At 62.6% G+C, this 12318-nt stretch carries 12 protein-coding genes; 9 read left to right on the forward strand and 3 right to left on the reverse strand.

The features are described 5' to 3' along the window. Positions 1-15 precede the first annotated feature (15 nt). The gene (locus ACZ9YD_RS11760; protein ID WP_465075395.1) at positions 16-1770 is read right to left on the reverse strand and encodes a hypothetical protein; all 1755 of its coding nucleotides are present in this window, start codon (positions 1768-1770) and stop codon (positions 16-18) included. Between the two features lie 248 nt (positions 1771-2018). On the opposite strand from ACZ9YD_RS11760, the gene ACZ9YD_RS11765 reads away from it, so the two are divergent. From ACZ9YD_RS11765 to ACZ9YD_RS11795, 7 genes are all read left to right on the forward strand, one after another. Then, positions 2019-2897, forward strand: a complete 879-nt coding sequence (locus ACZ9YD_RS11765; protein WP_465075396.1) for a hypothetical protein — start codon at positions 2019-2021, stop codon at positions 2895-2897. 82 nt (positions 2898-2979) lie between these two features. Next, positions 2980-3273, forward strand: coding sequence for an excalibur calcium-binding domain-containing protein (locus ACZ9YD_RS11770; RefSeq protein WP_465075397.1), 294 nt, complete (start codon positions 2980-2982; stop codon positions 3271-3273). An 83-nt stretch (positions 3274-3356) separates the two neighbouring features. Continuing rightward, a complete protein-coding gene (locus ACZ9YD_RS11775) occupies positions 3357-5096 on the forward strand; it encodes an ATP-dependent nuclease (RefSeq protein WP_465075398.1) in 1740 nt (579 codons plus the stop codon). Positions 5097-5332: 236 nt separating this feature from the next. Beyond that, a complete protein-coding gene (locus ACZ9YD_RS11780) occupies positions 5333-5596 on the forward strand; it encodes a hypothetical protein (protein ID WP_465075399.1) in 264 nt (87 codons plus the stop codon). An 82-nt stretch (positions 5597-5678) separates the two neighbouring features. Next, positions 5679-6053, forward strand: a complete 375-nt coding sequence (locus ACZ9YD_RS11785) for a hypothetical protein (RefSeq protein ID WP_465075400.1) — start codon at positions 5679-5681, stop codon at positions 6051-6053. A 52-nt stretch (positions 6054-6105) separates the two neighbouring features. Next, positions 6106-7926 (forward strand): HEAT repeat domain-containing protein, encoded by a 1821-nt coding sequence (locus ACZ9YD_RS11790; RefSeq protein ID WP_465075401.1) that lies wholly within the window; start codon positions 6106-6108, stop codon positions 7924-7926. 142 nt (positions 7927-8068) lie between these two features. Continuing rightward, positions 8069-8605: a hypothetical protein gene (locus ACZ9YD_RS11795; protein WP_465075402.1), complete on the forward strand. Its 537-nt coding sequence runs from the start codon at positions 8069-8071 to the stop codon at positions 8603-8605. 39 nt (positions 8606-8644) lie between these two features. Here the strand turns inward: ACZ9YD_RS11795 and ACZ9YD_RS11800 are convergent, their stop codons facing one another. Then, positions 8645-8902 (reverse strand): hypothetical protein, encoded by a 258-nt coding sequence (locus ACZ9YD_RS11800; RefSeq protein WP_465075403.1) that lies wholly within the window; start codon positions 8900-8902, stop codon positions 8645-8647. Positions 8903-9126: 224 nt separating this feature from the next. Then, positions 9127-10179, reverse strand: coding sequence for a hypothetical protein (locus ACZ9YD_RS11805; RefSeq protein WP_465075404.1), 1053 nt, complete (start codon positions 10177-10179; stop codon positions 9127-9129). Between the two features lie 246 nt (positions 10180-10425). Here ACZ9YD_RS11805 and ACZ9YD_RS11810 point away from each other — a divergent pair, with 246 nt between their 5' ends. Together ACZ9YD_RS11810 and ACZ9YD_RS11815 are read left to right on the forward strand one after the other, a co-directional pair. Next, positions 10426-11925, forward strand: a complete 1500-nt coding sequence (locus ACZ9YD_RS11810) for a helix-turn-helix transcriptional regulator (protein WP_465075405.1) — start codon at positions 10426-10428, stop codon at positions 11923-11925. 148 nt (positions 11926-12073) lie between these two features. Further along, positions 12074-12256 (forward strand): CsbD family protein, encoded by a 183-nt coding sequence (locus tag ACZ9YD_RS11815; RefSeq protein WP_465075406.1) that lies wholly within the window; start codon positions 12074-12076, stop codon positions 12254-12256. Positions 12257-12318 lie beyond the last annotated feature (62 nt).

A 12318-nucleotide genomic window follows, 5' to 3' on the forward strand; every position in this document is an offset into this window, starting at 1 on the left:
AGCAGGCGTCTGCAATCAAGTATTCAACAGCTGCGCAGCCTCCTTCACGATCTCGGCGCGGATGCCCGCAGTGCCGTCGCCGTCCAGACCGCGCAGCAGTTGCGCTTCGATGAACTCGTTGGCGTTGTCGCGGAACGTCGCCAGGTACTGGTCCTGGTGATCCGACTTGCTCAACAGCTCGACCATCTTGTCCTTGAACACGCTGACGCTGTTGTCGTCGATCACGCCGCTCACCGACTCAGACGCACTGTCGAAGGCCTTGGTCACGCCGCTGTTCTCGCCGAAGACCTTGGTGAGGCCCGTCTTGAGGTTGTCGGTCAGCAAGCCACCCGGTGACGGCACCATGCCGACGAAGAAGTTGAGCATCTTCATCATGTCGGCCTGACGCGCGGCGTCGTCCTCGGCCTTGTCGGCGAAGCCGTTGAGCACGGCCTGCTCGGTCGACGCCACCGCGTGCGTCAGCTGGTGTTCGAAGAGATACATGCGATCGGTATTGCCGGCCTCGCGCGCATCCATGTAGTCCTTGGCCCAGCCATCGGACAGCTTGGTCAGCGAGTTCAGCACGTCGGGCGCCGCCTCGTTGGTCGGCGACAGGCCGGTCAGGCGGGTGAGGTTGGCCATTGTCTGCACGTTGCGATCCACGTTGCTGGCATTGCTGCCGTCATGGATGCCGGATTCGCCCAGGCCATTGAACTCGAAGATCTCGCCGGCTTTCTTCGTCACCAGCTCGTTCACCGCCTCCTGCCGGCCGGACTTGGGAATGTTCTGGTCGTCGTAGAACCCGTTGTCGCCCCACGGGTCGTTCTTCGACTGGTCGAGGATCACCTCGGCCAGATCGGCCGCGTGGCTGCGGCTGTCGCCGGCGTACACGCTGGCCGGATCATTCGCCACTGCGCGGATGATGATCTCCATCGGATCGCGGTTGTAGCTGTCGGGCAGCTGGCTGTCCTCGCGAGTGAGCCACGCGTTGTCCGTGGTGACCTTGCTGAAGTTCTCGCTGACATCCTGGATCGCCTGTTCGCGCTTCTCACTGTCGACGCCGTGCAGGATGTTGTTCACCACGTCGTGGTTGTCGCTGGCGTGGTCGGCCGCGTTGAGCAGCAGACCCAGGTAATCACCGCGGTCGTCGCTGTTGGTCTTCGTCGAGCCCACCTTGCCGTCCTGCAGCTGGTCGATGGTGAAGCTTTCGATGAACCCGGCGAACTCGCTGCTGCGCGCATCGCCCTCGCCCAGGCCGTTGAGGAAGCGTTCCAGCACTTCGCCGGACGTGTTGTTGTTCTCGACCTTGCTCAGGCCCAGACTCGTCTGCCGCGAATTGGCCTTGTCCACCACTTCGCCGCTGACGCCATCCATTTCCATGAAGCGCCACGCGTTCTCGGCGTCCGCCTTGCCGGCCGTATACGCCGTGCCGAACGCTTCGAGCACCTGCTGACGCTGCGCAGTGGTGATGTCGCCGTTGTCGACCAGCTTGTCCAGACGGCTGCCCTGCAGCCAGGAATCGGATTTCGTCGCGCCGGTATCGTTCTCGAGCACTGCGCCGATGAAGCGGCCGCGGTCTTCCACGCTGAGATCGGGCAGGAACTCGTTCGCCAACGCGGTCAGGCGCTTGTCGTAATCGTCCTTGCCCTTGCGATCGCCGACCGAGTGCAGCTCTTTGGCCATGTCCAGCAGTTCGGAGTGGTCGGGCGATGCCTGCTCGGGCAGACCGCCGGAGGCGGCGATGTCGCGCAACTGGTTGACGATACTGATCGGATCGAGAACGTTGGCCATAGGACAGCTCCTGGATAACAAAGGGTGCGTGCATCTCTGGGGTCGACTGTCGCCGCACGACGCGATGTTCGATACCGGGCTGGCCCTAGGTCGCGCACCCCGTGTTCCGTTACGCGCAAGGAAGATGTCTGGGGGGTGATGCGCGATTGACCACGCCCAGCAACGCCGTCCGCCGGCCGCGCGCATGTGACCGCTTTCACAGCTTCGCCCTTCGCGCTATGGTCGGCCGCAGGGGAAGGGGGATTCGCATGGGACGCGGACGTCGTGGGTTCTTCGACGACTTGATCAGACTGCCGTGGCCGGTCGCACTAGTCGTCGGCGCGGCCATCGCCGTGCTGCCCGGCATCGCGCGGGCATGTCTGTCGTCACCGATGTTGGATGGCGCACTCGCCATTTCGCAATGTGATCCGAGTGCGCCCGCAGTGGACTGCAAACCGGCGGGGGAGGTGCTGTACCAGCGAATGGAGGCCTTCGACATCCCGGATGTTTTCACGATCGGGTTACAGAGCAGTCCGTGGCGAATGTACGACGCCGATGCCCGCATCCTGACTGTCCAGGACATAGCCGACGGCCTACGCGCAGGCCGTCCGGAGCGCGACAGACGTGTATACCTCCTGGGCTCCTGGACCGCTTCACGCCCCGACGGCAGCACCGACACCCTGGCGCAACGTCTCTCCATCGCTCTCGACGGTTTGCCGGTGGATGGGAGCGATGGCTTCCTATGGCTCGATCAGAAGGGCGACATCCGAACGACACGTCAGGCCGCGTCGCTGCGAATCGCCGGTCACTATGCAGTGCGCGAGAACGATGACGTCATGATGGCGCTCATTCCCGGCGCACTGATCGACTACGAGGCGGACCTTGTCGAACAGGGCAATGCGGAAGGCCTGGTGCACGTCGGTATGGGGTACGACGCCTTCCTACTCTGCCCGGAGCGCGCACGTGCTGCATTCGAGCGCGCGGCCGAACTCGGCAGCGCCATCGGCGCCTACAACGCTGGCCTGATGCATGCTGACGCCGGCCGCCAAGCGGATGCGACCGTGTGGTTGCAGCGGGCAGTTTCGCTGGGCGATCGACGCGCGGGGCCAGCCTTGGACCGACTTCTCGAAAGCGCGCGTCGCGAATGAGTTTCCAACCGTTCGCGCTTGCGAAAAGCTCCGCGCGCCGTGATCGCTGTCTTCCTTCGCCACCGACCAGGCAGAACCCGCCATGCGCTTTCTGATCGTGCTGCTGCTCATCGCCGCCGCGTGGGGCGGCTACCGCCATTTCTATGCGCCCGAACCCGTGGCGATGACACCGATCGTCGCGACCGCCACGCCATTACGCGCCGCGACGACGCGCGTATTGCCGACGCCGGCCCAGAGCTTCAGCTGCGACGGACGCCAGCACTGCTCGCAGATGCGGTCATGCGAGGAAGCGACGTTTTTTATTCGTAATTGCCCGAGTACGAAGATGGATGGGGATAACGATGGGATGCCTTGCGAGACGCAGTGGTGTGGTTAGAAGTGAGCCCGTAACGGTTAGCTCCGGGCTAAAAATCATACGGATTAGCGAAATCCAAAACATCAATAATGGAGGAATTCAAGATGGAACTTAGCAATATAAGAATTAGTAATTTTCGCAGCTGCGCCAACATCTCATTAGAGATCCGTCGATACAACCCAATTGTTGGATATAACAACGCCGGTAAATCCACATCTCTTAAGGCCATCAGTTGGCTACTAAAAAGATTCGCTTTAAACGAATCATTTTTTGGCAACACCGCTCATCCTGTGATTGTAGAGGGCGTCATCGAAGGAGTTGCTGCAAGCCTAGGACTTCTGCCCGTCAACCAGCAGAATCAAATCGGTCCATTCATTATAAATGACTCCATTAACTTTAGAAGGAGACAGGATCAACCAGGCACATCCATAAGCCTAGTCAAGCTTGAGGTAAAGGACTCAAATGGTAATTGGGCTGCTAACCCTACCGGGCTCGACAATGCACTAGGCGTACTCTTCCCCGAACCCGTTTACATCAGGGCGATGGATGATGCAGGAGACGACGTAGGAAAGTTTGGCGCAAAGAACACAATTGGATTGCTTCTAAAATACGCTATAGAAGCCGCCAAAGCTAACAATACCGTTGCTATGAGCGCGGTGGATGCTGCAATTCAAACGCTAGGAGGTCATCTAAATGGACCCGGGCGCATAGCCGAACTAAGCCTGCTTGAGACCGACGCGACCCAAAGCATATCCAGCTTCTTTTCAGGCCTGGGGGCGGTGATTGAGATCCCTCCCCCTAGCATCGAAGAAATACTCAAAACCGCAAGCGTAAAAATCTCAGACGGCAATGGTTTGCCGAGAAGCTTTTCCGACCACGGACACGGGACCCAGCGAACAGTCCAAATGGCCTTGATTCAATTGTTAGCAAAATATTCTGGGGTAGCGAATCCAGCAGGATCTAAAACCGCGATTCTTATAGATGAGCCAGAACTTTACTTGCACCCACAGGCAATTGGACTTGTGCGTTCCGCACTGAAGCAGCTTGCTGCGGGCGACTTCCAAGTATTCTTTACTACACACTCTCCGATGATGGTCGATGCAGAAGATTCGATAAACACTTCTGTTTTTTGGAAGTGCCCGACGAACGGAACCAAAGTAAGAGCCCGTGCTAGCAGCGGACTGGCGAACATTACGACTGCCCAGCACCAAGTTGATGTTCTTTTTTCTTTGAAACACAGCTCTCAGTGGCTATTCTCAGAGACGCCTATTATTGTTGAAGGCAAAACAGAGCGGGTACTTCTTCCGGAAATATACTCGATACTGAAAGGAAACTCGTTGTCCGCAGGGCGATTTGCTTTAATCGAGGCCTCTGGAAGCGGAAGCTCAGTGCCCATCGCAGAACTCCTTAGAAATCTTGGGTACACGCCAAAAACCATCTTAGACTTGGATTTTGCATTTAAGTCTTCGGCTGCAATGGCTATCTTAGGACCAGCCGATCAGGACATTGTGGCCTGCAAAGCGTGGTTCTTAAATAACGCCGCAGCCAGCAATTTTGCACTCGACTCCTCAGGCCTACCTATGAAATCGCCGGGCGGCCTGAAACCTGAAGCTGCATATGCAATTTTAGGTCAGTCTATGGCTGCAAATTGCGCAAACCTACATGCCAAACTCTTGCCGCATAACCTTTGGCTTTGGCAAGGCGGGGCAATTGAAGCTCATCTTGGAATACCTAAGCACGATGATTCGGCTAAGGCGAACTTCCTTGCTACAGCACGAGCCAACTCTAATTTTAATCATGCAGCTAACGGAACATCTATCCAGAATCTCGTTAATTGGCTCTGATCAAAGCCAAATGATCCGATCAAAGGTGGTGCCGGGCTTAATCCGGCCCACCTCGTTGGCTTTTTCGAGGAATAACGGGGTCAGGTCACTTACTACGTGAGGTCGGCGTCAACTGGAGAGGGTGAACAGTTCAGACGTGCTTGGTCATCCACGCGACTGCAGTGGGCTTGAACGACATCCGAAATGCCAGCGCTCCGTCCCATCAGCCGCTAGCGCCCATCGATTAAAGGTTACGCGTGCGACGCATCCTGTTCGGACTGCTTTGGTTTGTGGCGTTCACGATGCCGGTGCTGTTCGTGCTCAGCACAGTGGTCGCCCTCGTCGCCTGCGAGGGTATCGAGACGTTCGACGGGGGCTACGACTGCGGGAAGGCGGAGGTCGAATCGTTCATGGTCCAGTTCCGCCTGCCTGTCGCGGCTGCCTCGCTACTGTTGGCCGCTGTTGCCACATGGGCCGGCGTGCTGCCCGGCACCCGGCCGCGCAATCGGCGGCGGCAATGAATCCGGTTAACGGGGTTCGATTGAGGCGGCCAGGTCCATTTACCGAGTCATCTCGGAAAGTCATGCCAGACACGGAGGTCCAGTGCCTTACTTCCTTCTACTGATCGGGCTTCTGGCCCCGCTGTTCGCTGGTGCCCAATCCACACGCTATGGCGACGTTTCCTACAGCCAGCCGCAGGACTGCAGTGTTATCACTCGCGATCAGCGCGCCAATCCGTACGCGCATCTGTTCCGCAACGTGTGCGAGCAGAGCGACGCGCGGACCAAGCAGAGCATGGCGCGGATCATGGGCCGGCCACAGCCGTCGACCCGCGTGTTGAGCGTGCCGGCGCATGGCACCGATGACGCGAAGCGTTACGGTGTCGCGTGCATGGGCGGTCTGGTGATGCTGCGCCTGCCGAACGGCTGGCAGCAGGCGCTCGATGCGGAACATCGCTACTACACGTGTCGCAGTTGAACCTGGTTTCCATGCCAGCGAATTTCCAGTTTCCGTTTCGCCCGGATGCCACATGCTCAAGCTGATCCCGGTCTTATTTCTGGTCGCAATTGCGACGCCTGTTGAAGGCTGGCGCCCCTCCATGGGCGAGCCTTGCCAAGACGTCGAGACCTGTCTGAGCGCGCAACGCGTGGCCGCCATGCCGAACCCGAAAGGGCGCGCTCCCAATGCAGCATTCGATTCGGCAAAGCGATTGCTGACGGTTGCTGGCGGGGTGGACGCGCTTGTCGAGCTGCTGTCAGATCCCGATCGGAGAGTCGCGAACAGCGCGGCTTACGGCTTGAGCAACGCGCCCGCCATCGACGTGCGGCACCTTCCCGCGATCGTGCGCGGTCTCGATCGGGGGCTGGGCCGGCTACCGCGTGCGTTGGCGCGAATCGACTCGGATGATGCCGCGCGTGAGGCGGTCGATCGCTATCTGGTATCCGATTCTGCGCCCCATAATCAGGAGCACTACGCGGTGACGGAAAGCGGGACACGTGCGATCCCGTTCATTCTGGAGCGTGCGCGCTGCCTGGACACCTGCCCCGAGCAGACGCATAGGCTGTTGGCGTATGCGCTCGAAGAGATGTCGCCCGAGCGGCGCGCAGCCGCGCGACCCCTGATGCAGTTGGTGCGAGATCAGCGGGATCAACCGGAAATTGCGAGCGGCGCCCTGTCCATGATCAGCGCGCTGGGTACGGATGGGCAAGCGGTCGAGGCCGAGCTACTCCGCGAGTACGCGAACTCTCCACATCTACGTCATCCGATCGAGTACGCGCTGATCGGCATCCATTCGACGTCGTCCGGCGACATTTTCGCGAAGCGTATCGGCGGGCAAGGGAACGAGTTCATGCTCCGCGATCTCGCGGAGGTCGGCGTGGCGGGTCGATCTGCGGGACCCAACGTGACCGCCCTGCTCGACGACGTGTCCGATCAGCGGGTCTGGGCGGCCACGACTTTGGGGTTCATCGGCTATCGCGAGGCGATCCCTGCACTGATCCGAACACTGGATCAGCCCATCGATCCGCTGCTCGTCTGGGCGTCGGCGAATGCGCTCGCCCGTCTGAATGCACGGGAGGCTACGGAGGTGCTGGCCCATGTCGCCGACACGCATTGGTATCCGCCGGTCCGAGATGCGGCGAAGGAAGCCGCGCGCGTGGTCGAGGCGGATGGAGGCGTGCCGCCTCCAGCGTCCCGGAACGAGTTCTTCCAGCAGTACATGGCCTTCATGGATATCGGAGGGAAACTTCCGGAGTGCGACGAGGTCCTGGAGTCCTCACGTGTCGACAACCGCATGCGGAAGCTGCTTTCGGACACGTCGGAAGACGCACTGAAGCGACTCGCCTATCCGACAGTCGTTTTGAGCTATGGCGCGTCCGACGAGCAGGAACAGCGGGATGCGGGCAAGGACATCATCACCGTCGATGCCCACAACATTCGCGAGCACCGGGAGTCCATCGAGCAGACACCGGACGTCGCCCTGCGGCTTGACGACGGATGGCTCGTCGGCGGTAACCGCGGTGAATGGGGTGGTGAGCTTGTGGTGGTTGGCGACGACGGCACGTTCCAGACGCTGCTCGAGAAGAATGTCCGCGATCTGCATCTGGTCGGCGACAGGATCGTGGCGGTTGTAGGGCTCGCGCATCTGGGTCTCAACGCGGGATCGCTGTACGAGGTGCATCGAGGACCGGACGGTGCATGGACCGCCAGCATCTGGCGCGTCCTGCCGGGTGCGCCGGTTAGGTCTGAGCCCGTCCAGCCGGATGGTTTGATGATCGAGACAGTGCGCAAGGGCAGCGTTGTGGTGACGCCAAGCGGCGAGATGCGGATGGCGCGCTGCAGAAGCTCGTGACCGCCGATGTCAGTCCGAGGTTTCCCTTGACGTGTAACGGTGACGCGTTCACCCCAGGTCGCGACGTCGGCGCGCGTCCCTCGTCTAAGGCCTCCGGAACAACTGACGGAAGAATCCACCAGATGACAGGAGCCCACACACGATGCAGCTGACACATTCACTTTTCCGCGTCCTGGCGGTGTTGTCTCTCGCGGTGCTGCTCGCCGCCTGCAGTACCCGTGGAGACGTTGTCTCCCAGGAATACATGACGCTCGAACTGGATGGACGGAGTCTTGTACTGCCCGTGTCCGTCACCGCACTTGCGTTCGGCTCGGCGCGACGCGTGGACACCCTCTCGATCGGAGCACGCGAGCGGGAAGACCTGCGATCGCAAGGATTCTTCTTCCAGATCAACGGCCGCAATCTTCGTCCTGGCACGTACAGCATTGGCGACGGCGTGGTGCACGTGAATTACCACGACGACACGCGCGGGGACGCAGGTCTCGTCGTGTATGCGGCGAATCAATCGCTCGGCACCCCCTTCACGGTAACGCTGACCGCGATCGGCAGGGACGGCGTGGAAGGCACGTTCTCGGGCACGCTCCGGCGTGGCGGCGATGGCCCCGAACCCGAACTTATGACGGTGTCGAACGGCCGGTTTGCCGCGCGCTATCACCAGGATGCAGGCGGCGACCGCTAGCGACGCCGGCAACCGGGGTCAGGTTCGCTTACCCGCGAATCAACGCTGACGACGCGCCTGGAATTCGGCCTCTGCCTGGGCGAGTTCCTTGAGCTTGAGTTCGCGCTGGTGGTCCGCCTTGCGCAGCGACTCGCGCGCTTCCTTGATCACTTCCTGCGCCAGGTTGTGGCTGGTGTGGTGCTGCTTCATGTCGATCGCGGACGCCAGGCGCTGATGGGCCAGCCGGATGTTCCGGTCGACGCGGAACAGGGGCGAGTTGGAGTTCTCGGTCAGCGGGGGGTCGTAGGTCTTCTTCATGGGGTGCCTGCGTGATCAGGACGGCACGATAGCCGGCTTGCACTGGCGCCGCACGCGCATTGCATCGATGCGGTGGTCGACGACCGATGTTTCCAGATCACGTCCAACTGCGTCGCACGCTGCGTGCACAGCGCGCGACCGTGGATTCGACCGCGTCGCACGGCAGATCGCAGACAGCAAAAAGCCGGCAGCCGATGCCTCGACTGCCGGCTTCGGGTTCAACCTCAGTACGCCGCGTGCAGCATGCGACGACGGAAGCCGATGGCGCCGGCGAACCAGCTGATGGCGCCGCCGAGGATCAACAGCACGACGGCCGTCCAGGCTGCCTTCGACACGCCGCGGGCGGCGGCATCGCTGGCTTCGCGGGCCTTCTGCTCGGCTTCGGCCTTCAGCGCGTCGATGCGCGCGACCATCGCCTGCGCCTGCTGCTGGTAGCGGTCGACGATCTGCTCGGCTTCTGCGCGGGGCTTGCCGGTGCGGGCGACGACGATGTTGACCAGCGCGGTGCGGTCGGCGGCTTCCAGGGCGGTGCGGCCTTCGCGGCGGGCACGGTCGAACCAGTCGGCCAGCGCGTCGCCGGACTGCGTCGGGTCTTCAAGCGCCTGGCGGGCGCTCTGCTCGCCGTCAGTGCCGACGGCTTCGGCCTTCTGCTCGATCGCGTCGGGCGACAGTTCCGCCTTGCCGGACTGCGCCAGCAGCGTCTCGAGCTCACCGCGCAGAGTGTCCCAGTCCAGGTCCACGCCGCGGTCGCGCAGTTCGTCGTCCACCTGCGATGCGATGCCGGGCGATGCCGCGGCGACACCCTGCCCGGCCAGCGACAGGCCCTTGCCGACCACGCCGAACGCGGTGCCGACGAGGCCGCTGGCCGCCGAGGCCAGCAGGAACGTGGTGACCAGCGTGGTCACCGACCAGCTCAGCACGCCATGCAGGCCGCCCTGCGCCGGGGCCGAACGGCCCGCAACCAGCGCGCCGAGGCAGATGGCGATGATGGTCGACATCGCCAGCCAGATGCCGGCGCCGGTGCCGAAGCCGCTCAGCGGATTGGCATCGCCGGTGGGATCGACGGCGCTGGCGCCGACGGCGGTGCCGAGGATGCTCAGGAACAGATAGGCGACCAGCGACAGCACGCAACCGGAGAACACCGCCGCCCAGGAAATGGCGGGCGCGGGCCGTAGGCGGGTGGCGTCGACGCGGGCATCGCGCGTGCCGGGCGGGCGCGCTTCGCCGGGCTGCACCCGGGGCGCGAGCGGATCGTTGGGATTCATCGTGGAAGTCATGTCGGTCTCACCATCTCGTCTGTGGGAGCGGGCACTGCAGGACGCACTGCCCGGGTGGCGCGCAGTGTCCGGATGCACGGGGCAGGTGTCTGCGTGCATATGCACCAGCAGCGTTAGTGCATGCGGACGCTGGGCGGGTGGACGACGCGGATGTGTGCGTGGCGTGGGCGGCCTGGCCGGATGCGGGCGTCACAATGCGCGGCCATCCGACCGACCGCGCCCTGGCGCTGTCTCGAGACGCTCCCGATGACCGACGACGCCAGCCTGGCCACGCAGACCAACCGCAAGCAGTTGCAGCAGATCATCACTGGCCTGAGCGAAGGCGTGATCCTGGTGGAGCCCGACCAGCGGATCGTATGGGCGAACGAATCGGCGCTGCAGCTGCACGGCGTGGAGACCGTCGAGGATCTCGGCGCCGACGTCGCCGCGTATCGCGAGCGCTTTGCGCTGCGCTATCGCAACAACCACCGGCTGCAGGCGGGCAACTATCCGATCGACCGGGTGATCGCCGGCGAGACCTTCAGCGACGTCATCGTCGAGGTCATTCCGGCGGCCGATCCCGACCGCTGCTGGGTGCACCGCGTGCGCAGCCTGGTGCTGACCGATGCACGCGGCGAGCCCGACTGCCTGGTGCTGATCATCGCGGACATCACCGAGTGGGCCAGCGCGGAGCAGCGCTTCGAGAAGACGTTCAACGCCAACCCCGCACCGGCGGTGATCTGCCGGCTCGACGACCTGCGCTACATCAAGGTCAACCAGGGCTTCATGGAGATGACCGGTTACGCGCGCGACGACGTGATCGGTCGCTCGGTGTACGAGCTGGACGTGTTCGAAGGTGCCGAAGCGCGCAAGGCTGCGATCGAGAAACTCGGCGAAGGCGTGACGATTCCGCAGATGCAGGCCGAACTCAGCCTGCCCGCGGGCGGCACCAAACTGGTGATCGTGGCCGGCCAGCCGATCGAGGTGGGCGAGGAGGCCTGCATGCTGTTCTCCTTCATGGATCTGGAGCCGCGACGCAAGGCCGAGGACGCGTTGCGCCAGAGCGAGGAACGTTTCGCGAAGGCGTTCCAGATGACGCCGGTGCCGACGCTGGTCTGCAGCGCGGATGCGTTGCGGGTGATGGAGGTCAACGAGGCCTTCGTGACCACGACGGGCCTGGCGTCCGAAGAACTGCTGGGCAAATCGCTGGACGAGATCGGCCTGTTCGAGGACCGCACCGCGCATGCGCGCATCCAGGACACGCTGCGCGACAGCGGCGTGCTGCGCAGCACCGAGTTCCGCATCCATCGCAAGCACGGTGAGCTGCTCGACTGTCTGGTCTCGGCGGAATCGTTCGCGATCCACGGCACGCCCTGCCATCTGATGGCGCTGCTCGACATCACCGACCGCAAGCGCTCGGAAATGGAACTGGTGGGCGCGATCGAGACAGTGATGCAGGACGCCTCGTGGTTCAGCCAGACGCTCATCGAAAAACTCGCCAACGTGCGCCGCGGCAACGCGCCGGGCGCCGAAGCCGTCGCGCTGGCCGACCTCACCGCGCGCGAGCGCGATGCACTCGGTCTGATGTGCGAAGGGCTGTCGGACAAGGAGATCGCCACGCGCCTCGGGCTGGCCACGAATACGGTGCGCAACCACGTCGCGTCGCTGTATTCGAAGATCGACGTGCACAGCCGCGCCGAGGCGATCGTGTGGGCGCGCGAGCGCGGTTACTTCGGCAGCGGCTCGTCTTCGCAAAAGAGCGGCTGAACGACACGCGGACTTGCTGCGGATGCACCAGTGCCGCTGGTGCATTTGCAACTGTCGGCGCTGCGCCCGGCAACGCAATCTATGTCCACCGGGGCGTGCTGCCACGCAGAACGCCCGTCGGGTCCCTCATCCCCACCAGGAGACACGCATGGACAAGAACCGTATCGAAGGCACCACCAAGCAGGTCAAGGGCTCGGTGAAGGAAGCCATCGGCAAGCTGACCGGCGACCGCCAGACCGAGGCCGAGGGCGCGGCCGAGAAGACAGTCGGCAAGGCGCAGCGCCAGGTCGGCGAAGTGGCCGACAAGGTGCGCGACAAGACCGGCGGCTGATCGGCATCTGACAGCTTGCGTCACTTGGCCGCCGGCCTGTCCGGCGGCATGGCGGGATCACG

It is taken from the genome of Luteimonas sp. AC640a (assembly GCF_979256585.1).